The organism is Roseibium aestuarii, assembly GCF_008477545.1.
Lineage (GTDB): Bacteria > Pseudomonadota > Alphaproteobacteria > Rhizobiales > Stappiaceae > Roseibium > Roseibium aestuarii.
The window spans coordinates 324,218-347,877 of sequence record NZ_VORA01000002.1; the positions used below are offsets into that span (position 1 = coordinate 324,218).

At 65.0% G+C, this 23,660-nt stretch carries 17 protein-coding genes; 6 read left to right on the top strand and 11 right to left on the bottom strand.

Going from position 1 to position 23,660, the window contains the following annotated elements:
* Positions 1–44: 44 nt before the first annotated feature.
* The 7 genes from FR728_RS10080 to FR728_RS10110 all read right to left on the bottom strand — a co-directional run bounded on the left by FR728_RS10080 (position 45) and on the right by FR728_RS10110 (position 9,248).
* The gene (locus FR728_RS10080; RefSeq protein ID WP_149892551.1) at positions 45–1,088 is read right to left on the bottom strand and encodes a DMT family transporter; all 1,044 of its coding nucleotides are present in this window, start codon (positions 1,086–1,088) and stop codon (positions 45–47) included.
* Positions 1,089–1,421: 333 nt separating this feature from the next.
* On the bottom strand, positions 1,422–3,527 hold the full coding sequence (locus FR728_RS10085; protein WP_244304531.1) for a putative bifunctional diguanylate cyclase/phosphodiesterase: 2,106 nt from the start codon (positions 3,525–3,527) through the stop codon (positions 1,422–1,424).
* A gap of 265 nt (positions 3,528–3,792) precedes the next feature.
* Positions 3,793–6,102 (bottom strand): xanthine dehydrogenase family protein molybdopterin-binding subunit, encoded by a 2,310-nt coding sequence (locus tag FR728_RS10090; protein WP_149892553.1) that lies wholly within the window; start codon positions 6,100–6,102, stop codon positions 3,793–3,795.
* A gap of 207 nt (positions 6,103–6,309) precedes the next feature.
* The gene (locus FR728_RS10095; RefSeq protein WP_149892554.1) at positions 6,310–6,552 is read right to left on the bottom strand and encodes a DUF6868 family protein; all 243 of its coding nucleotides are present in this window, start codon (positions 6,550–6,552) and stop codon (positions 6,310–6,312) included.
* Between the two features lie 43 nt (positions 6,553–6,595).
* A complete protein-coding gene (locus FR728_RS10100; protein ID WP_149892556.1) occupies positions 6,596–7,237 on the bottom strand; it encodes a c-type cytochrome in 642 nt (213 codons plus the stop codon).
* A complete protein-coding gene (locus FR728_RS10105; protein ID WP_149892557.1) occupies positions 7,237–8,502 on the bottom strand; it encodes a PQQ-dependent sugar dehydrogenase in 1,266 nt (421 codons plus the stop codon). Before FR728_RS10105 ends, FR728_RS10100 begins: the two co-directional genes overlap by 1 nt.
* A gap of 392 nt (positions 8,503–8,894) precedes the next feature.
* Positions 8,895–9,248 (bottom strand): ribbon-helix-helix domain-containing protein, encoded by a 354-nt coding sequence (locus FR728_RS10110; protein ID WP_208998761.1) that lies wholly within the window; start codon positions 9,246–9,248, stop codon positions 8,895–8,897.
* A gap of 340 nt (positions 9,249–9,588) precedes the next feature.
* Here FR728_RS10110 and FR728_RS10115 point away from each other — a divergent pair, with 340 nt between their 5' ends.
* Entirely contained in the window at positions 9,589–10,584 is a 996-nt protein-coding gene (locus FR728_RS10115; RefSeq protein ID WP_149892558.1) for a DMT family transporter, read from the top strand.
* Positions 10,585–10,589: 5 nt separating this feature from the next.
* On the opposite strand, the gene FR728_RS10120 is transcribed toward FR728_RS10115, so the two are convergent.
* The 3 genes from FR728_RS10120 to ade all read right to left on the bottom strand — a co-directional run bounded on the left by FR728_RS10120 (position 10,590) and on the right by ade (position 15,327).
* Positions 10,590–11,474 (bottom strand): helix-turn-helix transcriptional regulator, encoded by an 885-nt coding sequence (locus tag FR728_RS10120; protein WP_149892560.1) that lies wholly within the window; start codon positions 11,472–11,474, stop codon positions 10,590–10,592.
* 164 nt (positions 11,475–11,638) lie between these two features.
* Positions 11,639–13,306 (bottom strand): long-chain-fatty-acid--CoA ligase, encoded by a 1,668-nt coding sequence (locus tag FR728_RS10125; protein ID WP_149892561.1) that lies wholly within the window; start codon positions 13,304–13,306, stop codon positions 11,639–11,641.
* Between the two features lie 278 nt (positions 13,307–13,584).
* Positions 13,585–15,327, bottom strand: a complete 1,743-nt coding sequence (gene ade, locus FR728_RS10130) for an adenine deaminase (RefSeq protein WP_149892562.1) — start codon at positions 15,325–15,327, stop codon at positions 13,585–13,587.
* Positions 15,328–16,155: 828 nt separating this feature from the next.
* Here ade and FR728_RS10135 point away from each other — a divergent pair.
* The 4 genes from FR728_RS10135 (at position 16,156) to eda (ending at position 21,970) form a co-directional block, all read left to right on the top strand.
* Complete coding sequence (locus FR728_RS10135; protein ID WP_149892563.1) at positions 16,156–17,328, top strand: ROK family transcriptional regulator; 1,173 nt, start codon at positions 16,156–16,158, stop codon at positions 17,326–17,328.
* A gap of 442 nt (positions 17,329–17,770) precedes the next feature.
* Positions 17,771–19,237, top strand: coding sequence for a glucose-6-phosphate dehydrogenase (zwf, locus tag FR728_RS10140; protein ID WP_149892564.1), 1,467 nt, complete (start codon positions 17,771–17,773; stop codon positions 19,235–19,237).
* A gap of 238 nt (positions 19,238–19,475) precedes the next feature.
* Positions 19,476–21,296 carry a phosphogluconate dehydratase gene (gene edd / locus FR728_RS10145; RefSeq protein ID WP_149892565.1) on the top strand — a complete coding sequence of 607 codons (1,821 nt, stop codon included), beginning with the start codon at positions 19,476–19,478 and terminating at the stop codon, positions 21,294–21,296.
* A gap of 35 nt (positions 21,297–21,331) precedes the next feature.
* The gene (gene eda / locus FR728_RS10150; protein ID WP_149892566.1) at positions 21,332–21,970 is read left to right on the top strand and encodes a bifunctional 4-hydroxy-2-oxoglutarate aldolase/2-dehydro-3-deoxy-phosphogluconate aldolase; all 639 of its coding nucleotides are present in this window, start codon (positions 21,332–21,334) and stop codon (positions 21,968–21,970) included.
* A 42-nt stretch (positions 21,971–22,012) separates the two neighbouring features.
* Here the strand turns inward: eda and FR728_RS10155 are convergent, their stop codons facing one another.
* Positions 22,013–22,543, bottom strand: coding sequence for a PilZ domain-containing protein (locus tag FR728_RS10155; protein WP_188318863.1), 531 nt, complete (start codon positions 22,541–22,543; stop codon positions 22,013–22,015).
* Between the two features lie 215 nt (positions 22,544–22,758).
* Between FR728_RS10155 and FR728_RS10160 the strand changes: the two genes are divergently transcribed.
* Positions 22,759–23,577: a delta-class carbonic anhydrase gene (locus FR728_RS10160; RefSeq protein WP_149892567.1), complete on the top strand. Its 819-nt coding sequence runs from the start codon at positions 22,759–22,761 to the stop codon at positions 23,575–23,577.
* The last annotated feature ends 83 nt before the right edge of the window (positions 23,578–23,660 follow it).

Here is a 23,660-nt window from a genome sequence, read left to right on the forward strand (position 1 = left end):
GGCGGCTCTCTTCGTTTGAACGCTCGCCTGGTGCCTGAGGCAGGTCAGGCCTTGGACGGGGTCGAGGCGCGGCGATTGCGGGTGCGGTCAAGGCCAAGACGGTGTTCGCGGTAAATCACGAAGATCCCGGCTGCGATCACGACAAGCGCCCCGATCACCACTTCGGCCACCGGCACCTCGGCAAAAAGGAACCAGCCGAAGAGGATAGCCCAGAGCATGTTGAGATAGTCGAAGGGCGCGATCGTCGAGGCATCCGCATAGCGATAGCTCTGGGTCAGCAGGATCTGCCCCACGCCGCCCGAGAGCCCGACGAGGACGAGAAGCAGACCCGTGGTCCCGTCCGGAAGGATCCACGCCTGCGACGGCCAGATCCATCCGGCGGGAATGGTGAGAAGGGCGAGCACGGTCGCGGATCCGGAGAACCAGGTGACGATGGTCGAGGTGCGCTCGCTCTCGCAGAGTTTGCGCACGAAGATCATGGCCATGGCGGCAAAGAGCGCAGACATGGCTGCGCAGACGGCGCCCAGCGCCTCCGCTCCCGTGAAGTCGCCCCGACCCAGATGGGGCGAGAGAATAATCACGATGCCGAGGAACCCGACGATGACGGCGCTCCAGCGATAGACGCGAACCACTTCTCCCAGCACCGCCCAGGCCAACACCACCACCAGAAGCGGGGTGGCAAAGCCGATGGCCGTCGCATCGGGCAAGGGCAGCAGGGCAAAGGCAGTGAAGGAAAACACCATCGCCGTCACCCCCACCAGGGACCGCCCCAGATGACCCATGACATTGCGCGTGCGGAAGGCCTGCATCAGCTCGCCCCGCAGGGCCACCATGATCAGCACAGGCCACATGCCGAAGAAGTTGCGGGCAAAGACGATCTCGCCGACCGGCACCGTCTCGGCCGTCACCTTGAGCGCCACCACCATCACCGAGAAGACGAGGGTCGAGGCGAGCTTCAGGCTGATGCCCAGCAGCGGTGCATGGCGGGTGAGACCGGCGACTGCGACGACATCCCTTTTGCTGGCCTCCCCGGCTCCGGGGGCGGATGGAGGGGGAGCGTGCGGGTCGGGAGCGCCAGCGGGCTGCATGGAGGAAATCCGGAAGGGACGACGCTTCAAGAACCGAGGGTGCGGGGCGTCGACCCTGTGGACCCGCACGGTCAGACCAAGGATGTCAGGGCACCCGGCATCGGCACGGATCACCCCGGAGGCAGGAACGAAACAGCGCAAGCGCAGGCCCAGAGAAGCGGGCCGGCACGGCACGAAAAGGAGGCGGCAAGCACCACCGGAGCCCTCGCCTCACGGTCGATCCGGCGGAAAACCGGACGAATCGTGAGGATAAGGCAAGGAAACAATAAGCTCGCCTGATGAATCAAGGGTTAGGCCGAGCCGATTCTTCCGTCAAGCCATTCCTGCCCGAAATCAAGCGCGCATGGGGATGACAAGGGCACCGGCACCGACCGCCAGGGCCCCGCTCTCGTCCTCGGACAGGTCGTCGCTTTCCAGCGCCGCCTCGATCATCTTGGCGGCACGGCGCTCGGGCAAGGGCTCCCCGAAGAGATAGCCCTGCACCGACTTGCAGCCTTCCAGCTGCAGGAAGCCAAGTTGCTCCTCGGTTTCCACCCCTTCCGCAAGCACCGGAATGCCGAGACTGGCCCCCAGCAGGATGGTTGAGCGCACGATGGCCGCGGACTGGGGGCTCACCGTCAGGCTCTTCACGAACTCCCGGTCAATCTTGATCTTGTCGAAGGGGAAGCTCTGAAGCGTGGACAGAGATGAATAGCCCGTGCCGAAATCGTCCATGGCCACGGAGACGCCAAGCTCCTTCAGGGCGAGGACAATCTTCAGGGCATGTTCCTGATCGGTGATCACGCCGCTTTCGGTAATCTCGATTTCCAGACGCTCCGGCTTCAGGCCGGACTTGGAGAGCGCCGTGGCCACCTGCAGTGGCAGGGTATCCTGCGCCAGCTGGAAGGCCGACACGTTGACCGCCACCTTGAACCGCTCCGGCCAGCCCGCAGCGGTGGTGCAGGCCGTTTCCAGCACCCAGCGGCCGATCTCCAGGATCTGGCCGGTCTCCTCGGCCACAGGAATGAAGTCGACAGGGGAAATCAGCCCGTGCTGCGGGTGCCGCCAGCGCACGAGCGCCTCGAAGCCGCACAGCGACCGGGTGCGCGCATCGTTCTGGGGCTGGAAGAAGAGCTCCAGCTCGCCGTTCTGCACCGCACCGCGCAGGTCGATGGCGATCGCCGCCCGCTGCCGGGAGGCTTCCTCCATGTCGGAGGTGAAGATCGTGATGGTGCGCCGGGCGTTCTTGCGGGCGGCATCAACGGCGAGGTTGGCGCGCACGAGAAGCTCTTCCACGTCCCGGCCGTGATCCGGAGCCAGAGCCGCCCCAAGACTGCACCCCAGCGTCAGGCGTGTGTGGTCCCAGGCGATGGGCCGGGAGATTTCCATCTTCAGCCGTGCGGCAAAGTCCTTGAGATCGGCGGTGCTGCGAATGCCGGTCTTCAGCGCGACGAACTCGTCGCCGCCCACGCGCGCGATGGATTCCCCTGCGCCGAGAGTACCTGCGAGGCGCTTGGCAATTTCCCGCAGCACCATGTCGCCGGAGGCATGCCCGTGCAGATCGTTGATGTCCTTGAAGCGGTTGAGATTGATCGCCACCACGGCAACCGTTCCCGACGCGGTGTCGAGGCTTCGCAGCGCATTCGCCAGCCTCTCGCGCAGCTGCAGCCGGTTCGCAATCCCCGTCAGCGGGTCGTGGAGCGCCATGTGCTTGTAGGTGGCACTGGCCTCCTCCATGCCCTGGCTGTCGATCAGGAAGGCTGCCCCCACCGAGGCCAGGATCACCGCCGTGACACCCACGACGAAGAACAGCATCACCGCGTCAGAGACAGTCTGCTCCGGAACCGCAAGGCCGCGGAACGGGATGATGGTCAAACCGGCCATTCCGGTGAAATGCAGGCTGACGATGCCCGCAACCATCAGAAGGCAGCTCGCAGCAATCGCCTTGCGTCCGCGCAGCCGCGCTCCGGCCAGGGTCGCCAGAGCCCCGAAGCCGCCGCCCAGCGCCAGCGACGCCATGACGAAACCCTGGTCCCAGGACAGGAGCGCCGGCATCTGGAACGCCGCCATGCCGATGTAATGCATCAGTCCGGCGCCGAAGCCGAAGACCAGACCGCCGAAGCCGATGAAGCTGCGGCTGCTGTTGAAACCCGCAAGTCCGAACCCGAACAAGGTCGTGCCGATCACGGTGGCAAGCGAGATGAGGGTCAGAGTGGGCTCGAAGGTGCGCGCGAAGGGCACCACATAGCCGAGCATCGCGGCAAAATGCGTCGTCCACACGGTCGCCCCGCCAACGAGCGCAACCAGGAACAGCCAGAGGAAACGGCGCGTGCCGACACTCGCGCGCAGGCGCGAAAAGAGGTTCGCGGTCAGCAAGGCCCCACTGGCGCAGACCAGCGCCGCCATGAGTACGAAGGTCAGGTCATGGTCAGTCAGAACGCAGGAAAGTACTGAAATCATGCAAGGAATCCGTCCGTCGGACCGGAATGCACTCTGCCCCTTGTCCTGACACTCATAGCTTTACGCAAGACTGTAAGGGATAGACTTCAAGAAACCTTCGCAAACATACGTAAAATTACACAAAATCGCGTTCTTGGTGAAGGAAGCGTAAACCCTCGGCACCGGCATTTTACGGGCTTTTCGCCCCACATGTCCGGGAGCCGTGGCCGGGAGAGGACGACGCCTCTCCCCGGTCCATTCTGGCGTCACGCAAGTGCCGCGCCGGTCACTGACCGGCGCGCGCCTGCTGGATGGCCTGCCAGACCCGGAAGGGTGTCGCCGGCATGTCGATCTGCTCGACGCCTGCCCCGTCCTTCAGGGCCATGCGCACCGCATTCATGATCGAGGCGCAGCCGCCGATGGTCCCGGCCTCGCCTGCGCCCTTGATCCCGAGCGCGTTGGTGGTGGACGGCACATTGCGGGTCTGGAAGGAGAAGGCGGGAAGATCGGCTGCCCGTGCCAGCTGATAGTCGAGCAGGGAGGCGGTCAGAAGCTGACCTTCCTCGTCATAGACCGTCCGCTCGAACAGGGCCTGGGAGATCGCCTGGGCCGTTCCGCCCTCCACCTGCCCGCGCAGCAGCAGCGGGTTCACCGTGACGCCGAAATCATCCACGATCACATAGGCTTCGATGCTGACCTCACCGGTTTCCGGGTCGATCTCCACCTCGGCCACATGGGTGCCGTTCGGATAGGTGGCCTCCGCCTGCTTCACCTCCTCGCGCGCCATCAGGCGCTCGGGCGCCCGTGCGGCCACGTCCGCAAGCGAAATCTGCCGGTCCGTGCCGACGATGCGGACCTGACCGTCAACCAGCTCCAGATCCTCCGGGCCCGTCTCAAGTTCCTCGGCCGCCATTTCCTTGATCTTGCGCACGAGCGACTGGCTGGCCTGATCCACCGAGGGAAGCCCGAGCGGAATGGAGCGCGAGCCGCCCGTGCCGCCGCCCTTGCGCACCCGGTCCGTGTCGCCCTGGATCACCTCGACCTGCTCCAGATCGAGGCCGAGCTGTTCGGCAACCACCTGGGAATAGGCCGTGGCATGGCCCTGACCGTTCGTCTGGGTGCCGATCAGCAGGGTGACGCTGCCATTCTCGTTGAGCTCGACGGTGGCTTCCTCACCGCCCGGGAAGGCGCAGCACTCGATATAGCTGGAAATGCCGATACCCCGGAAGCGCCCCTTGGAGGCGCTGTTCGCCTGACGCACCGCAAAGCCGGCGTAGTCGATCTCTTCCAGCGCCTTGTCCAGATGGCCCGTGTAGTCGCCGGTGTCATACATCCGGCCCGTCGGTGTGGTGTAGGGCAACTGGTCCTGAAGGATGAAGTTCCGCTTGCGGATTTCCACCGGACCGAGACCGGTCTCCTCGCCCGCCTTGTCCACCAGCCGCTCGATCAGATAGGCGGCCTCCGGGCGCCCGGCCCCGCGATAGGCGTCGGTCGGCACCTTGTTCTCATAGACCCCGGTGATCGTCGCCGAAAGCGCAGGAATATCGTAGAGCCCGGTCGACATGGAAGTGCCGACGAAGGGAATGAACGGCGCGAACTGGTGCAGGTAGGCACCCATGGAGGCCTTCAGATCCACCTTCAGCGCCAGGAACTTGCCCTGCCCATCCAGCGCCAGCTCCGCATGGGTGAGGTTGTCGCGGCCATGGGCATCGGTGACGAAATGCTCCATGCGCTCGCCGATCCATTTCACCGGCCGCCCCAGACGCTCCGCCGCGATCAGCGACAGCGGATACTCACGATAGGTGAACATCTTGGTGCCGAAGCCGCCGCCCACTTCGGGCGTGACGATGCGCAGGCGCTCTTCCGGAATGCCGAGAATATGCTCGCAGATCACGGTGCGCATGCCGTGCCCGCCCTGGGTGCCGGCGGTCAGGGTCAGGCGCCCCGTTGCAGCGTCGAACTCCGCCACGCAGCCTCGCGGCTCCATGTAGTTCGCCACAAGCCGGTTGTTTTCCACGTCGATGGCAACGACCCGCTCTGCCTTGGCAAACGCAGCCTCGCAACCCGCATCATCCCCCTGACCGAGCACGAAGGCCACGTTGGAGCCGAACGCCGGCCAGATCAGCGGCGCACCTTCGGCCAGGGCCGCCTCCATGCCGATCACGACCGGCAGCGGATCATAGTCGACCTCGATCAGGTCGGCGGCTTCCTGCGCCTGCTCCAGGGTATCGGCCACGATGAAGGCGATGGCGTCCCCGACGAAACGGACCGTGTCCGAGCACAGCACCTCGTGCCGGGGCACCGCATGCTTCTCGCCGTTCTTCTGCGGCAGCACGGCGCGGGTCGGCATGGGCTTGAGGTCGGCGATCTCGGCCGCCGTCAGGACGAGATGCACGCCCGCAGCCGACCGCGCCGCATCGACACCCGACAGGGCAATCCGCGCATGGGCCATGGCCGAGCGCAGCACGAAGGCGCGCAGGCATCCTTCCGGCACATGATCGTCGGTGTAGATCCCCTCCCCCCGGATCAGCTTGGCGTCTTCCTTCCGGCGCAAGGGAGCACCGATCCCGAATTTCTTGGGAGCCATCTGGTTCATGAGTGGAGATCCTTGGGTGGGCAAGCCTGACACATGGAGGGGGCGGACGGCCGCGCGGACCGATCCTTGACTCGGATCTTAGACGCAAGATCCCCCTCGCCGCTAGACTGCCGGACGGAGAAGTTGTTTCGCACCCGCTGAAACGGCCGCAACCCCGGCCCGCCAGGCGGCGCCTCGATGCCCGGGCATTCCGAACGGCACCCGCCCTCAGAAGGCGAAATACAGCACCAGGAAGGGCACCACGTTGAAGACGATCACCAGCACCTTGAAGAAGGCGAGCGACTGAACGTAAATCACCGTCAGATCCCGATCGCCCAGGTCAAAGAACAGGCGGTGCAGGCGGCGGACCGGCCCGCCGAAGGCGACCAATATCACGGTCGAGACCAGCAGCAGCCCGTAATTCACGAGACTGCACCAGCCGAGAAAGGCCGTCAGATCGCTCACGGTCATGGGCAGCTTCTCCTCTTGCCTGCGGCGCGGCGCCCCCTTGGCGTCACCGCACCGGCGGGATGGTCAGCTTCACGTTGGCATACCATTCGGCCAGCGTGCGGATCTCCTCGTCCTTCAGGTCGGCCGCGATCTCCGTCATGATCTCGTGGGTACGCTTGCCCGACCGGAAGGCCTTGAGCTGGGTGTCGATGTACATCACCGTTTCCCCCGCCAGATTGGGCGCATCCGGGAGCTGGGACAAGCCCTCCGCTCCGTGACAGGCGACACAGAGTTCGGGCGCATCATCCTCGCTCTTGCCGGCCGGCAGGGCCACCTGCGTCGACTGGGACGCATACCACGCCGCCACGTCGGCAATCTGCTTGTCGCTCAAGCCCGCCGCCACCACGCTCATCATCTCATGGGTGCGCGTGCCTGCGCGAAACGCGTCGAGCTGATGTTCGATATAGGCCGCCGGTTCCCCGCCGATATGGGGCGCGATCGGGATCTTGGCATAGCCTTCAAGCCCGTGACACGTGCGGCAGGTGCCGGCCACCTTGCGCCCTTCCGCCGGATCGCCTGCAGGCTCATCGGCCTGCGCAAGGCCCGAGCCTGCCGCGCCCAGCGCCACCAGGGCAAGAAGCCAGGTGCCCAGAAGACGCCGGGCAGGCGCGAACCTGCCCGGCGCGAGATCTCTCGATCCTGTCATCAATTGCCCTCATACCAGATGCGATAGATCGCACCGGCCAGATCGTCGGACACGAGAATGGAGCCGTCACGCAGCTCGGCAATGTCGACCGGACGGCCGAGATACTCGCCGTTCTCGTCGATCCAGCCTTCCGCGAAGGGTTCGCTCGTGGCCGTGCCATCTTCCGCCACATAGGTCACCATCACCCGCGCGCCCACGGGCGTGGTGCGGTTCCAGGACCCATGCTGGGCGGAGAAGATCGCATTGTGATACTTGGCCGGGAAGGAGCTGCCCCGATAGAAGGACATGCCCAGATCCGCCGCATGGGCCGTCATTTCCACGGCCGGCATGACCACATCCACCGGGACTTCCTGGTCCTTGTATTCGTTGGTGCGGATGTCTCCGCCGCCATACCACGGATGACCGAAATGCTGGCCGGCCGCCGTCTGGTGGTTCAGCTCGCCCGGGGGAATGTCGTCGCCCATGCCGTCGACCTGATTGTCGGTGAACCAGAGATCGCCGGTCTTCGGGTCGAAGTCATGACCGACCGAGTTGCGGATGCCGTAGGTATAGACCTCGCGGCCGGTGCCATCGGTGTTGACGCGGATGATCCCGCCGATGCCTTCCTTCTTGTAGAGTTCCAGCTTGTCGGCCGGCGCTACGTTGAAGGGCTGCCCGAGCGAAATGTAGAGCTTTCCATCCGGTCCGATCCGGCAGACGCGGGCAGTGTGGTTGTAGCTCTCTTCCGATGCGGGGATCAGGTCCCCCTGCTTCAGCACGTTGAAGGCGGCCACATCCGGGCTTTCGTAGAAGAACTCGGCAGCCGGGTAGACCAGCACCCGGTTCTGCTCGGCGATATAGAGGAAGCCGTCCTTGGAGAAGCAGGGACCATTGGGGATCGAGAACTTCAACGAGGGCGCGAAGTCCTTCACCTCGTCGGCGACGCGGTCCTTGTTGCGGTCGGTCACGGACCAGACCTTGTCCTTTCGCGTGCCCACGAAGGTCACGATGCCCTGCGGGCCGACGGCCATGTGCCGCGCATCCGGAACAAGCGCATAGAGGCCGATCTTGAAGCCGGCGGGAAGCTTGATGCGCTCGAGGTTCTTCTTCACCCCATCCGCATAGTCACCCGTTTGCTCGATGAAGGTGAATTCATTCGTGCCCGTGGACTGGAAGTTCGACAGCTTTTCCAGATTGTCCGGCACCGGGGCCTGGGCCCGGGCCTGATCGAGGGGCGCGCCCATGGCAACAAGGGCGCTGATGCCTGCAAGCAGAAGATATTTCATGATGTCCTCCCATGTGGATCCCTCCGGCGCCGGAAGGATCTTGCGCGGACCGAATGAAGCCCCGGCCGGTCCGCCAACCGCTGCGAGCCACGACCGGCCATGGCCGCTCTCGCCCGGGCACCGGGCCCCCTATTCCCACCCGCTCGCGGCAGAAGCGCCCGGCACCCGCATTCCGGCAGGACAGACCCTGCCAGAAAGACATGTGCCGATGCGCCCAGGGCACGATCGGATGGGAAGACCTCCCGGTCGGACCGGCGCATCCTCCTCATGCACCGGACCTTGCAGGATGGTCGCACCTGTCGAAACCACCGTGGTAGTATCTTTCTACTACAGGCCTTTTCCCCGACACCCTGCGCCCCGAAGACGAGGCGACGACCATCCCGAGGCGACCATCAGGACGAAGGTGCGCGGCCCTGGAGCGACCGCAGCCCCAGCCCCTTGTCGAGCGCCCTGTGCTGCACTGCGGGCCCGTGCAGATCGTCGTCGGCCTCCAGCTGCATGCCGATCAGACAGGCACAGCGCAGCAGGCTGGTGAAGTTGCGCGCCTCTCCGCGCCCCTCCAGCACCTCCGCATGCAGACGGGACACGAAGGCCGGGGTGCTGAGCCCCTGAACGGCGGCAATCCGGTCGAGAATCCGCCAGAAGGACCGCTCCAGCCGGATGGAGGTACTCAGTCCGTTGAGACGCAGGCGACGGGTTTCAGGTTCGTAATCGGCGGGATCCTGCCCCGCAAAGATCTGACACATGCAACAATCCTCCCCGTGAGGCCTTCAATCTTTGGTGCCCCTGGGGAAAATGCAAGTTCAGCGAAAAATACCGCATCGCAATAACACTTCAGGGAGAAACACTTGCGGGATCTTGATCTCGAGAATTGCACGATTTTATCCACCCGACATACACAGATATTCCCCAAGGGAAACAAAGATTGCGCACAAGCTGCCCACAGGGCACGCACCACCGCCTGCGCCGCCCCGCCCGTCCCCTCGACGCGATTTGGCGCGAGACGCCGAACGGTGTAAGGATCGAGACCCCTCCTCTTGCGTCGGCCGTTTCGGTTGCACGGCGCGCCAGTCCCGGACCCCCGCCATGCCCAGTCCCGACGCGCCCAATCCCGACGCACCCCATCCCGGCAAGCCTGGCCCGATCCGCTCCCTGCCCCACCGGGCAAGACGGATACTCACCGCGCTGCCGGCCAACACCCGTGGCGCCTTGTGGATCCTGCAGGCGGCCTTCTTCTTCATGATCATGTCGACGCTGATCAAGCTGCTCGGCAGCGATCTCAGCGTCTTCCAGATCCTGCTGGTGCGCCAGTGCATCATGGCGCTGATCGTGGCGCCCAAGATCCTGCGCGGCCTGCCCGGGTCCCTCGTCACGCGTCACCCGGCCCTTCAGGCCGCGCGCGTCGCCTGTGCCACCATCGCCATGCTCTGCGGCTTCACGGCCGTCATCCACCTGCCGCTGGCCGACGCCACGGCCCTGGGCTTCTCCAAGACCTTCTTCGTGACAATCTTTGCCATCTTCTTCCTGGGAGAGACCGTGGGCGCGCACCGTTGGGGCGCAACGATCCTCGGCTTCCTTGGCGTGCTGCTGATGCTGAAGCCGGGTGGAGCCTTCCTGGTCGATCCCTATGCCCTGCTCGCGATCATCGGGGCAGCGGCGGCCGGCATGGTGATGATCATCATCCGCATCCTCACCCGCACCGACAGCCCGACCACGATCCTCACCTATCAGGCGGTGGGCGTCGGTCTGATCATGATTGGCCCGGCGCTTTACACCTGGGTGCCACCCACCCTTGAGGAATGGGGCCTGCTGCTGGCCGTCGGCTTCGCGTCCTGGGCCGGGCAGATGAGCAACATCCGCGCCTTCCGGGCCGGTGAGGCCACGGCAATCGCATCCCTCGACTATTCCCGGCTAATCTATGCGACGGCCTTCGGCTTCCTGATCTTCGGGCAATGGCCGAGCGTGACCACGCTGATCGGTGCCGGCGTCATCATTCTCGCCGCCCTCTACACCGTGCGGCGCGAGGCGATCCGCGGCCGTCAGCTGGCACGCGCCGCCGAAGGGCGCGGCTACAACACCTGAGGGTCTCAGGCGCCGTTGAAATGCACCGTGCCGAGGCCGGTCACGTCATAGCCTCCGAGCGCCTGCGCCTTGTCGTGGAAGGCGGGCGTGCGGGTGAAGGCAAGCAGGGTCTGGAAGGCCGGTTCGAAGAAATCCCGCCGCGAGATGACGATGTCGAACCGCTCCCGGCAGACGGGCACGAAATCGAGACGGCTCTGGCGCGCCGCCATCTCCAGCCCGAAGGCCGCATCCGCCTCGCCGGTGAAGACCGCCTGGGCCGCCTCCCGCTCGTCGCGCATCATCGGCCCGTCCATGATCACGTCGTGGGGCTCCAGCCCCGCATCGCGCAAGGCGGCGAGGAAGAGAATATGACTGCCGGCGCTGTCCTGGCGCCGCACCACCCGCAAGCCGCGCAGGCCCGCCACATCGCGGACCCCGGCCGGATTGCCGCTGGCGAGCACCAGCCCGCGCGACCGCTGGGCCCACTGCATCAATACGACAGGCCGATAGCCGAAAGCCGAGGACACCCGGTCCGTGTTCCAGCCCGAACCATCCTCATTAGGCACATGCAGACCGGCCGCGACCCCCTCGTGGCGGGCAAAGCGCGACAGGCCGTCAAGGGATCCGTCGAAGAGGCAGGCCAGCCCGCACCGGCTCTCGCGAATGGCCCATTCAAGCAGGGGATCGTGAGAGCCGAGCATCACCGCAGGTGCTTCGCCGTCGAGCAGCTGCGCATCGCTGCTGCGCTCGATCCAGGCCAGGACCGCGTCACGGGGGAAGAGCAGCTTGCCGGTGGCCCGGCTGTGGGGCACGTCGCCCGAGGCAACGAGGTCATAGACCTTGCGCTCCTTGACGCGGATCAGATCGGCAAATTCTCGCGTCGTCAGGTAGCGCGGCAGGTCGTCGTCCATCAGGGGCCCCTCTTGTCCTCAGACCGTCGGTAGATCCAAACCACGTCAAAATCAAGCATCTGCCCCCGCGTATCCAGCGCCTCAACGCGTCGGCTCGGGCCTTTCAAACGCGAACGGGCCCGGTTCTTCACCGGGCCCGCTCAGTCTCATGCAGGAGAGGAGGATCAGGCTGCGGTGCCCGCGGCCTCGCGCTTGCGCGCTTCTTCTTCCACCAGCTCCTTCTTGGAGAGCTTGCCGACCATGGTCTTGGGCAGGCTGTCGCGGAACTCGTATTCCCGCGGCATCTCGATGGCGCTCAGGTGATCCTTGAGGAAGGTCTTGAGCTCGTCACCGGTCAGGCTCATGTCCGCCTTCAGCTTGACGAAGGCCTTGGGCGACTGACCGCGATAGGTATCGGGCACGGCGATCACGATGGCTTCCTCGACCGCCGGATGCTGGTAGATCGCCTCTTCGATCATGCGCGGGTAGACGTTGTAACCCGAGCAGATGATGAGGTCCTTGATCCGGTCCACCAGATAGATGAACCCGGCCTCGTCGATGTAGCCCACGTCGCCCGTGTGCAGGAACCCGTCCGCATCGATGGTGCCGGCCGTGTCGTCCGGACGCTTCCAGTAGCCCATCATGACCTGCGGGCCCTTGAGGCACAGCTCGCCCTTCTCGCCGGCAGTGACCTGGCTGTCGCGATCTTCAAGCGCCCGGAACTGGGCCTGGGTGCCCGGCACGAGACGGCCGATGGAGCCTGCGACGGTGGTGCCGTCCAGCGGATTGACCGAGCAGACCGGAGAGGCTTCGGTCAGGCCGTAGCCCTCCACGAGAATGCAGCCGGTCAGCTTCTCGAAGGCAGCTTTCACCTCGACCGGCAGCGGCGCACCGCCGGACAGGCAGACGGCGATGCTGCTCAGGTCATACTTCGCCGTCAGCGGCGAATTGTTGATGGCGGTGAAGAGGGTCGGCACGCCCGGGAACAGGGTGACGCGCTTGCGCTTCACGTCCTTCAGCAGGGTCTCGATCTCGAACCGGGGCTGCAGCACCATTTCCGCGCCCAGCGCCACGGCCAGGTTCTGGCTCACGGTCATGGCGAAGACATGGAAGAAGGGCAGCACGCACATCATCTTCTCCTTGCCCGGGTGGCTGTCGGAGAAGATCTCGACCATCTGCTCGATGTTGGCCGAGAGATTGGCGTGGGACAGCATGGCGCCCTTCGGCACCCCGGTGGTCCCGCCGGTATACTGGAGCACGGCGACGGTCTTGGCCGGATCGAACTCGACCGGCTTCGGCGCGGAACCGGCGCTCAGCAGATCGCCATAACGCAGATGGGCGCCATCCTGCGGCACCTTGGCCACGTCCTTGCCCTTGAAGAGCTTGAACAGCAGGTTCTTGGGGAAAGGCAGGATCTCGGCCATCGGGCAGACGATGATCTTGTCGAGCACCTTCTCCTGGCGCACCGCCTCGACCTTGTCGTAGATGATCTTGAGATCCATGGTCACCATGATGCGCACATCCGCATCACGCGCCTGGAAGGCAATCTCGCGCTCCACATAGAGCGGGTTGAAGTTCACGACCGTGCCGCCGATCTTGAGGATCGCGAAATAGAAGATCGTGTAATAGGGCGTATTGGGCAGGCAGAGGCCCACATTGACGCCCGGCTTGACACCCAGCCCCTGCAGGCCCGCGGCAACCCGGTTTACGGCATCACCATAGTCCTTGTAGGACCAGACCCGGCCCATGAAATCGGCAGCCGGCCGATCGCCGAACGTCTTGACGGTGTCTTCAAGGTATTCGTGAACACGGCGCGCCTTAAAGGCGGCGCACCACTCCTGCGCACCAGTCATCTGGTCCTCCAGCGTAGCGTCTCCTCCCCTGCTCCGTCCGACGCCCGCCTCCCCGCACAATGGATGAATCCACCGCGCAATCGGCGCCAGAGAGCAGGTCGGCCTCTCCTGAAAAGCGAGGCCTTGTCCTCCCGAAATGGCCACACGGTTCCCTAAACGTCAACCTGCAACGTAAGGGAAACCTGCCGTTTTTTTATGGTGCAGCGCAGCGATGACGCGACGTCCTGTGGACGAGATGAGCGGTCCGCGAGACTTCCGCATGGGCGTTTTGGCACCCCTCAGGTTCCCACCAACTGGAATTGGTTCACGTCAAACAGTCCGAAATCCGTGATCTTCAGATGGGGAATGACCGGAAGCGGCAGGAACGCCACCTGAAGGAAGGGCTCCGGAAGAACGCAACCCAGAGACACGGCCGCCGCACGCAGATCCTCCAGACGATGACGCACTTCCTCGAAGGGCTGAAGGCTCATCAGCCCCGCCAGCGGCAGGGCCAGCTCGGAGAGAACCTTTTCGCCCCGTGTCACCACGAAGCCACCCTTGAGGGCAATCACCCGATTGACGGCAGCCGCCATGGCCACCTCGTCGGCCCCCACAACGCAGATATTGTGGCTGTCATGCCCGACGGAGGACGCAATGGCCCCCTCCTTCAGGCCGAAGCCGGAGACAAAGCCCTTGCCCACATGACCGGTCCGCTTGTGCCGCTCCACCACGGCCACCTTCAGGAAGTCGCGCTCCACGTCGATCCCGGCAAGACCCTCGCGCACCGGCAGGGTCGCCGACAGATCCTCGGTGATGATGCGCCCGGGCACCACGCCGATCACCCGCGCCGGAGCATTGGTTGCCGGAACATCGAAGGACGATGGCGTCACCGGATCCGCATGGACACTGTTCAGCCCGACCGGGGCGAGCGGCTCGCGCGCCGCAAAGAGGTCATCGCTCACCACACGGCCACCGCTGATCACCTCGGCCACCCGGCAATCCATGAAATCATCGAGCAGCACGATATCGGCCCGGCGACCAGGCGCGATCAGCCCGCGATCCTTGAGGCCGAAGGCATTGGCCGCCGACCAGCTCGCCGCGCGATAGACATCGAGCGGGCGAATGCCCTTGGCGATCAGCCGCCGGATCATGCTGTCCAGATGGCCTTCCTCCGCGATGTCGAGCGGATTGCGGTCATCGGTGCAAAGGGCGACGAAGGCGGACACGTCCGGAGTGAGCAGCGGCGCCAGCGCCTCCAGATCCTTGGAGACAGACCCCTCCCGGATCAGGATGTGCATGCCGCGCGACAGCTTTTCGCGCGCTTCCTCGACCGTCGTCGCCTCGTGATCGGTGCGAATACCCGCCGCCAGATAGCCATTCAGTCCGCGCCCGCCCAGCAGCGGCGCATGACCATCGATATGCCCGTCCTGGAAGGCGGCGAGCTTGTCGAGAACCTTGGGATCACACCCCAGCACCCCGGGGAAGTTCATGAACTCCGCCAGGCCGATGACCTTGGGATGATCGCGCAAGGGCAGAAGATCGTCGATCTCCAGACAGGCGCCCGCCGTCTCGAAGGCGGTGGCCGGAACGCAGGAGGAGAGATTGATGCGCAGGTCCATCAAGGTGCGCAGTGAGGCATCGAGGAAATACCGCAAGCCCTCGACGCCGAGCACATTGGCGATCTCGTGCGGATCGCAGATCGCCGTGGTCACCCCGTGGGGCAGGACGCAGCGGTCGAACTCGAAGGGCGTGACCAGAGATGATTCGACATGAAGATGGGTGTCGATGAAGCCTGGAACGGCGACCCGACCTGCTCCGTCCAGCTCCTCGGCTCCCGCATATCCCTCGCCGACCCCGACAATTCGGTCGCCCAGAATGGCCACGTCCGCCGCTTCAAGGCTTCCATCGAAAACGTTGAACACCCTCAGGTTCTTCAGCACCAGATCGGCAGGCTCACGCCCCTGTCCCGCCAGAATGGCGCGCTGCAGGAAAGCCTGCGTCTCGCCCTGCGGCGCTGTTGGGGTCTCGTTTCGCTCGGTCATGGCCGGATCCTGTCTGTCTGGGTGTCGCGCCAAGGGAAACACGGTCAGGTTACCGAAATCCAGACCGCGTGCCGGTCATTCGACCTCCGACCACCGATTTCCCCTGATCAGGTTGCATCAAGCGGATTTCAGGTTGCAAAACAACAACCTGCGAAACCTTCTTCAAATAACTTAACGTAATTTCAAAATTATTTGAGAAATAATCCCTCACTTACCCATGGGAAAAAATGCGAAAATTCGCCATTATGACTATATGATTTGATCCGCATTCGCATAATTTACGCTAAGTCATTTTCAAGTGAACCCATGGAGGTTACCAACCACCCCAATGAGCCGGAAATCGCCGGACGAGGCGATGCGATACACCGCACATTCGGGTGGACATCCAGCGCAAGCCTTTGAACTCCCGCAGGAATGAGAGACCTGCCCCGGACGGAGGATCCGGAGCCGGTGGTCTGGTGCGCACTCGGCAGCCGCACAACGAGGCTTTTCCTCGTCAGCGCAAGGCGGCCAGCTCAAGCGCAACCGACGCGGGAAACATGCCGCAAGGAACTGACCATCCGACGGGATCTGGCGAGACAGGCCAGGAGAGGTCAGGAGAGCTGGTCGAGGGATCTTCTGAACCAGGAGACCTTTCGGCAGGGCGGGCTAAAAGGCCTGACAGGACCAGGGGTCGGGCAACAAAAATGGCCTGACAAGAACAACAAGCCCGATCAATCGGGAAGGACACGGCCCAGGCGGAAAACCGTCGGGTCATCACGCGGGAACAAGGACAGACAGAGCGCCGGTCAGAACGAGGCCGGCTCATGACAATCGGGGGCAAGACCGGTGACGGAAGACAGTCATACCAGGGGTTCCAACTCCGCCCATGTCCGGCGCTTCAACGAATGCGCCGTCCTGCATCTGCTGCGAGAACGCGGCAAGGCGTCCAAGGCCGACCTGGCCCGCGCCACGCATCTGACCAATGCCGCCATTGGCGGCATCATTCGCGCCCTTGCCGACGATGGCCTGATCGATGAGGTCGGGCGCGTGCGGGACGGCAGCCGCGGCCAGCCGGCCACCCTTCTGACCCTTGCCCCCGACGGGGCCTATGGCATCGGCATCCACCTCGACCTGGAAGGCGCCGATATCGGCCTCATCGATTTCTCCGGCCAGCTGGTCGAACAGCGGCGCTGCGACGTGGGGATTGCCTCCGCCCGGGACACGGCTCACCGGCTGCACCGGGAGATCCGGGCGCTGCTTGCCCCCCACCCGGCAGCCACGACAGCCCGTCTGGCCGGGATCGGCCTCACCTGCCGCTCCCGCGAGGCCCAGGGCAGCGACAGCACGGCAGCCTTCTTCGAACAGGTGCGCGAGACGCTGGAACAGGAGAGCGGTCATCCGGTGCAGCTCGGTCGCGACCACGAGGCAGCCGCCCTGGCGGAGGGCTTCTATGCCCGCGCCCCGCGCAACTTCGCCCACCTTCACGTGAGCAGCAGTATCTCATGCACCTTCGTGCTGGAGGGACAGCTGCTGCGCGATGCGAGCGGAATGGCAGCGGATCTGGCCGACCTTCCCGGCTTCACCGCGGGGCTGGAGGCGGTTGCCGAACAGGTGGCCCGCCCCGATGCCCGCGCCATGGCGCCGGGAACGGCGGCCTCCTCACGCGCCTCTGTCGCACCGGATCCTGTCGCAACGCCGGGTCATGCCGCCGTGCCCACCCTGGGGGACTGGCCGGAGGTCCTCGCCCGCGAGGTCGCCCAGCCGCTGGATGCCCTGCTTGCCATGTTCAAGCTCGACGTGGTGATCGTCAGCGGCACCGTGCCCCGTCCGGAGCTTGACCGCTTCATCCGGGTGATGTCCTCGGTCCTGGGCGGACAGAGTGATTTCGTCACCCCGCGCAAGGATGTGCGCCACAGCCGCCTCGGCGAGGCCGCCCCCCTGATTGCCGCCGCCACGCTGCCGCTTCGGGTGCGCTATGCCCCAAGGCCCGAGCTCCTCACGGATCTCAAGTTCGCCTGAGGGACAGGCAATCGGTCAGACGCGCTGCATCCCGGCGTCCTCAGTCAGCAGGACCAGCCGCCTCCGATTTGCCTGCCGGGGGTCAGCGCGCCCACAAAAGGGCCGAACACGCGGTCGAGAATGCGCGGGCCAGAGTGCGGGCCAGAGTGCGGGCCAGAGTGCGGGCCAGAGTGCGCCCCTGAAGAGGAAACCGGGCAAGAGGCGCGCAAGCGGCAGTCCGGCACGCCCCCATGCCTTGACGTCTCGGGCAAGACCGGCTTTCTGTCGTCCTGACACCATCCGCAAGACCCATTCTCGAGGCAATCGACAGCTGGCGACCGCAGGCACATGAAATCACCGGGCTTCCTCCTTTCCCCCCGGCAAAATCGCATTGATGTGCTGACAGCCGAATTAAACCGATTTAAAAGCCCTCGAGACAACTCCAACTGGGGACCGCACACACATGCCGGTACGCGTCATCGAAGTGGACGAATTTGACCTGGTGGTCTTCGGGGCCTCCGGAGACCTGGCTCACCGCAAGCTTCTGCCTGCCCTGTATCACCGCTGCGCAGACGGCCAGCTGCCCGAGCATGCCCGCATCATCTGCACCTCCCGTCGCGCCTACTCCACCGAGGAATACCGCGACTGGGCCCGCGAGGCGCTGCAGGAACACGTGGCTGACGTGGAAGGCGACAAGCTGTCCCGCTTCCTCAAGCGTCTGGTCTACGTCACCATCGACATTGGCACCGGCGACGGCTGGGACGGACTGAAGGCTCTTCTGGACGAGCGTCCGGAGGTCATCCGTGCCTTCTATCTCTCTGTCGGTCCGGATCTCTTCGGCACCATCTGCGAAGGCATCGGCAAGGCCGGTCTGGTGACGGACAAGACCCGCGTTGTCATCGAGAAGCCCATCGGCAAGGACGGGGAATCCGCCAAGGCGCTCAACGAGACCATCGGCGCGGTGTTCCAGGAGCACCAGATCTTCCGTATCGACCATTATCTCGGTAAGGAAACCGTGCAGAACCTCATGGCGCTGCGCTTCGCCAATGCCCTGTTCGAGCCCCTGTGGAATGCCGCCCACATCGACCACGTGCAGATCACAGTGGCAGAAGCCCTCGGCGTCGGGGGCCGCGTCGGCTATTACGACACCGCCGGGGCCCTGCGCGACATGGTGCAGAACCACATCCTCCAGCTTCTTTGCCTGGTCGCCATGGAGCCGCCGGAGAGCATGAACGCGGACAGCGTCCGTGACGAGAAGCTCAAGGTCCTGAAGGCGCTCGCGCCCATCACCGAGGACAATGCGGACCGGCTCACCGTGCGCGGCCAGTATCGCGCCGGCGCCTCTGCCGGCGGCGCGGTTCCCGGATATCTGGAAGAACTCGGCGCCGAGAGCCAGACCGAAACCTTCGTGGCCCTGAAGGCCCAGATCGCCAACTGGCGGTGGGCGGGCGTGCCCTTCTATCTGCGCACTGGCAAGCGGCTGGCCCAGCGGGTCTCCGAGATCGTCGTGCAGTTCCGCCCCATCCCCCATTCCATCTTCGATGCGGAAGCCGGCAACATTTCCGCCAACCGCCTCATCATCCGCCTGCAGCCCGATGAAGGCGTGCAGATGAAGGTCATGATTAAGGATCCGGGCCCCGGCGGCATGCGCCTGCGCCAGGTGCCCCTCGACATGAGCTTTGCCGACGCCTTCAAGGTCCGCAACCCGGATGCCTATGAGCGCCTGATCATGGACGTGATCCGCGGCAACCAGACCCTGTTCATGCGCCGCGACGAGGTGGATGCGGCCTGGGCCTGGGTGGATCCGATCCTGGAAGCCTGGTCGGGTTCCAAGGAAGATCCCAAGTCCTACACCGCCGGAACCTGGGGCCCCTCCGCCTCCATCGCCCTGGTGGAACGGGATGGCCGGACCTGGGCCGAGGAAGGCTGATCCGATCCGCACACAACGAGATCCGGGGCTCGCGCCCCGGATTTTTTTCTGAGCCCGAAATAAAGTCCGAAACCGCGGAAGACGTCCTTGAAGAGCGGATTTAAATCGATTAAATCCACCTCATGTCCGCATCGGTGACGCGAACTCCCGAACCCTTCGCGGACGTCGCTTGAGGCCTTGACGTCAAGCCTTCCCCTTCGTCAGGCTGTTTCAGGAACAGGAGAGGACCTGGAAACCCATGCCCGTGCACGCCCGCATCGCAGAGGTGACTGACCGCATCATCCGCCGCAGCCACGACACCCGCTCCGCCTATCTGGAGCGGATCCGCGCCGCCGCCGACAAGGGTCCGCAGCGCTCCAGGCTCGCCTGTGGCAACCTCGCCCACGGCTTTGCCGCCTGTGGAGTCTCCGACAAGGCCCATCTGGCCGGGGACGTGGTGCCCAACCTGGGCATCATCACGGCCTATAACGACATGCTCTCCGCCCACCAGCCCTACGAGACCTATCCGGAGCTGATCCGCGCCGCCGCCCGCGACGTCGGCGCGGTCGCCCAGGTCGCAGGCGGCGTGCCCGCCATGTGCGACGGGGTCACCCAGGGCCAGGACGGCATGGAACTCTCCCTCTTCTCCCGCGACGTGATCGCCATGTCTGCGGCAGTCGGCCTGTCGCACCAGATGTTCGACGCCGCCGTCTTCCTCGGCATCTGCGACAAGATCGTCCCCGGCCTGGTGATCGCCGCCCTGTCCTTCGGCCATCTGCCCGCGATCTTCGTGCCCGCGGGCCCCATGACGACGGGCATCTCCAACGACGAGAAGGCCAAGACCCGCCAGCTCTATGCGGAAGGCAAGGTCGGCCGCGCCGAGCTTCTGGCCTCCGAAAGCGCCTCCTACCACGGCCCGGGCACCTGCACCTTCTACGGCACCGCCAACTCCAACCAGATGCTGATGGAGATCATGGGCCTGCACATGCCGGGCGCCTCCTTCGTCAATCCGGGCACGCCCTTGCGTGAAGCGCTGACCCGCGAAGCAGCCAAGCGCGCGCTGGCGATCACCGCCCTTGGCAACGAGTTCACCCCGGCCGGCGAAGTGATTTCCGAAAAGGCCATCGTCAACGGCGTTGTCGGCCTGCACGCCACCGGCGGCTCCACCAATCACACCATGCATCTGGTGGCCATGGCCGCGGCGGCCGGCATCAAGCTGACCTGGGACGACATCTCCGAGCTCTCCGACGTCGTGCCCCTGCTGGCCCGCGTCTATCCCAATGGCAAGGCAGACGTGAACCACTTCCAGGCGGCCGGCGGGCTCGGCTTCCTGATCCGCGAACTGCTGGACGCGGGCTATCTCCATCAGGACGTGAAGACGGTCTATGGCACCGACCTCTCCGGCTACACGGTCGAGGCACGGCTTGGTGCCGACGGTCAGGTCACCCGCGAGGCAGCCCCCGCACAGTCCGCAGACGAGACCGTGCTGGCTCCCTTCGCCAAGGCCTTCCAGCCCACCGGCGGCCTGAAGGTGCTCACCGGCAATCTCGGCAAGGCCGTGATCAAGATCTCCGCTGTGGCGAAGGAACGCCACATTATCGAGGCCCCGGCGCGCGTCTTCCATTCGCAGGAGGATTTCCTCCTGGCCTTCAAGAACAAGGAGCTCACCGGCGACGTGGCCGCCGTCGTGCGCTTCATGGGTCCGAAGGCCTGCGGCATGCCCGAACTGCACAAGCTGACGCCGTCTCTCGGCATCCTTCAGGACCGGGGCCACAAGGTGGCGCTGATCACCGACGGCCGCATGTCGGGCGCCTCGGGCAAGGTGCCGGCCGCGATCCACGTGACCCCGGAAGCCGCCGACGGCGGGCCGATCGCCCGCATTCAGGATGGCGACATGATCCGCGTCGACGCCACGACCGGCGAACTCACCGTTCTGGTCGACGCCGCCGAATTTGACGCCCGCCCCGTTGCGACCCAGGATCTCTCCGCCCATCAGGTCGGCGTCGGTCGCGACCTCTTCGCCGCCTTCCGTGCCAATGTCGGGTCCGCCGACACCGGCGCCCATGTGTTCGGCGGCTGACCCCTCAGCCCGTCCGAGAGCCTTCAGGAACAGACATGCCGCAGAACATCGAAAAGACCGAAGCCGTCATGACCGCCGCCCCGGTGATCCCGGTGCTGATCGTCGAAGACCCCGCCAAGGCAGTGCCCATGGCTGAAGCCCTGGTGCGCGGCGGCCTGCCGGCCATCGAGATCACCCTGCGCACCCCCCGTGCGCTGGAGGCGATCCGGCTCGTGGCAGAGAATGTCGAAGGCGCGATCCCCGGCGCTGGCACAGTGCTCAACGAAGAGCAGTATGAGGCAGCGCTTGCCGCCGGCAGCCAGTTCATCGTGTCCCCCGGCGCGACGCCCGCTCTGCTGGACGTGGCCGACAAGCACGACGTGCCGCTGCTGCCCGGTGCCGCAACCGCATCCGAAGTGATGTATCTGCTGGAACGGGGTTATTCGCGCCTGAAGTTCTTTCCGGCCGAACAGGCGGGCGGGGCGTCCTATCTCAAGTCCCTGTCGTCGCCGCTGGCCGGTGCGAAGTTCTGCCCGACCGGCGGCGTCACCCTCGACAAGGCCCCGGATTACCTGAAGCTGCAGAATGTCCTGTGCGTGGGCGGGTCGTGGATTGCCGATGCCAAGGCCATCGCTTCCGACGACTGGGCCGGCATCGAGGAACGGGCCCGCGCGGCGGCGACCCTGCGCGGCTAAAGCCTGCCGGGCAACATGTCTCAGGCTGACGGGGCGCTCCCGTCAGCCGATCATGCCGCCTTCTTCCCAGACAAGTCTCAGGCCTGCCGCGGTGTCGCTGCGCCAGGCGAATTCTCCGTGAACCGGCTTGTCGAACTGCTTGAGCGTGAGCATCACTTCCTCGGGCAGACTGGTCAGATCCTTGGCGAGAATCTTGCAGCCGTTCGGCCCCGCATCGATGATCGTGCCCTTGATCTCCGTCACCCCGCCGCGATCGGAAATGACCACCGGGATCTTCACCGTGTTCCGCCGCTCGCGACGCTTGTCGGAGACCTTGGCCTCGACCTTGGGCAGCACGACGGAAGCCGAGCCCTTCTTCACGGCGGTCACCTGGGCCTTCATGAGCCGGATCTGACCGGGCAGACGGATGCCGATGTTCTTGCGCAACTCCGTGACCTGATCGCCATTGAGGCGGCAGCCCCATTCGCTCACATTGCTCACCGTCGCTTCCACGCAGCTCAGGTTGTCGAAATCCACGACCAGAACGGGTTCACCCCGTTCCTCCAGTTCCCTGAGCGCCTCCGTCATCGGCATTTCGGCACCTCTTCCTTCACAAGCCTCAATGGTAGAAACGACCCGTTTCAACATTCTTAAGCCCCGTTAAGCCCTGCCTTCATCCCTGTCGCAGACTGTCTCGCCCCTCCGCAGGTTTGACAGAAAGCCAGAGGGCACAACCTGAGCTATTCTTCCGCTGCGTAACGCCTCCCTGCGCCCGTTTCTCGCGGCGCCCGTTTCAGAAGGATCTCAGCATGCGGTTCCTGCCCTCGGTGCTTCTTGGTCTCACCACCCTTGTCGGCATGTCGCCTGCAGCCCTCGCCCTCGGGCTGTGCGAAGGCTTCGGCCCCCAGGCCCCTCGCGACATCTCGATGACCGCTGGCACCAATCCCCTGTCCTTCACCCCCGCCCCGGCTGCCTCCACCCTGAACCTCTGCAACATCCACACCCACACCAATGCCGAGCACAAGGGCCCCGGCTTCTCCATTTCCGCCGGTGACGGAGAGCATGGCGGCTACCGCTGCAACGAGAGCGCGGAGATGCGTCCGGCCGCAGCCGCGGAGCCGGGAGCCGCTCACGCAGAAGGGGCTGCGGCCGAGCATTCCGGCTTTCAGGGCGTGAAGCCCGGCGACACGATCGAGGTGCACTGGGTCTACACCTCTTGCGCCGCCGCACCCGGCAAGGGGCTGGGCGCCTGCGTCACCAAGGCCTGCGCCAACCCGCAGATCCGGGTGGAATCCCAGGTCTTCCTGGTGGTGGATGATCCGAGCGCGCTGAAATTCTCCAGCTTCGACTACAGCGGGAGCAAGACGAACGGCCTGCACCAGCCGCGCTCCCTGCCCGTGGGCACCGGCGACCCGGTGGTCTTTGCCGGCTCGACCACCGGCCCGAGCTTCTCGCAGGAGATCTGTTCGCCGTTCCAGGTCACCTGGTCCGTGCGCCCGCGCTGTGCCCGCCTCGACATCAACTCCCTCCATGCCTGGGCTGACGGCGGCAATATCTTCAAGGAAAACCACTCCCACGGGGTGCGCCAGCTGGTCACCGCGCCCGAGCTCCTGTCGCCAATCAACTGAAATCCGATCCATGACCCGACCGGCGGACCGCAAGCCATCCGGCCCGCCGGCCACCCCGCCCCGCCTGCCGTTCGCACAAAGCT

Excerpts from the sequence above, each read along its gene's own strand:
- FR728_RS10155 (WP_188318863.1), bottom strand. The coding sequence starts at position 22,543 with ATGCCGATGACGGAGGCGCTCAGGGAACTGGAGGAACGGGGTGAACCC.
- FR728_RS10095 (WP_149892554.1), bottom strand. The coding sequence starts at position 6,552 with ATGACCGTGAGCGATCTGACGGCCTTTCTCGGCTGGTGCAGTCTCGTG.
- FR728_RS10160 (WP_149892567.1), top strand. The coding sequence starts at position 22,759 with ATGCGGTTCCTGCCCTCGGTGCTTCTTGGTCTCACCACCCTTGTCGGC.
- zwf (WP_149892564.1), top strand. The coding sequence starts at position 17,771 with ATGCCGGTACGCGTCATCGAAGTGGACGAATTTGACCTGGTGGTCTTC.
- FR728_RS10125 (WP_149892561.1), bottom strand. The coding sequence starts at position 13,306 with ATGACTGGTGCGCAGGAGTGGTGCGCCGCCTTTAAGGCGCGCCGTGTT.
- ade (WP_149892562.1), bottom strand. The coding sequence starts at position 15,327 with ATGACCGAGCGAAACGAGACCCCAACAGCGCCGCAGGGCGAGACGCAG.
- FR728_RS10090 (WP_149892553.1), bottom strand. The coding sequence starts at position 6,102 with ATGAACCAGATGGCTCCCAAGAAATTCGGGATCGGTGCTCCCTTGCGC.
- edd (WP_149892565.1), top strand. The coding sequence starts at position 19,476 with ATGCCCGTGCACGCCCGCATCGCAGAGGTGACTGACCGCATCATCCGC.
- FR728_RS10105 (WP_149892557.1), bottom strand. The coding sequence starts at position 8,502 with ATGAAATATCTTCTGCTTGCAGGCATCAGCGCCCTTGTTGCCATGGGC.
- FR728_RS10110 (WP_208998761.1), bottom strand. The coding sequence starts at position 9,248 with ATGTGTCAGATCTTTGCGGGGCAGGATCCCGCCGATTACGAACCTGAA.
- FR728_RS10080 (WP_149892551.1), bottom strand. The coding sequence starts at position 1,088 with ATGCAGCCCGCTGGCGCTCCCGACCCGCACGCTCCCCCTCCATCCGCC.
- FR728_RS10120 (WP_149892560.1), bottom strand. The coding sequence starts at position 11,474 with ATGGACGACGACCTGCCGCGCTACCTGACGACGCGAGAATTTGCCGAT.
- FR728_RS10115 (WP_149892558.1), top strand. The coding sequence starts at position 9,589 with ATGCCCAGTCCCGACGCGCCCAATCCCGACGCACCCCATCCCGGCAAG.
- eda (WP_149892566.1), top strand. The coding sequence starts at position 21,332 with ATGCCGCAGAACATCGAAAAGACCGAAGCCGTCATGACCGCCGCCCCG.
- FR728_RS10100 (WP_149892556.1), bottom strand. The coding sequence starts at position 7,237 with ATGACAGGATCGAGAGATCTCGCGCCGGGCAGGTTCGCGCCTGCCCGG.
- FR728_RS10085 (WP_244304531.1), bottom strand. The coding sequence starts at position 3,527 with ATGATTTCAGTACTTTCCTGCGTTCTGACTGACCATGACCTGACCTTC.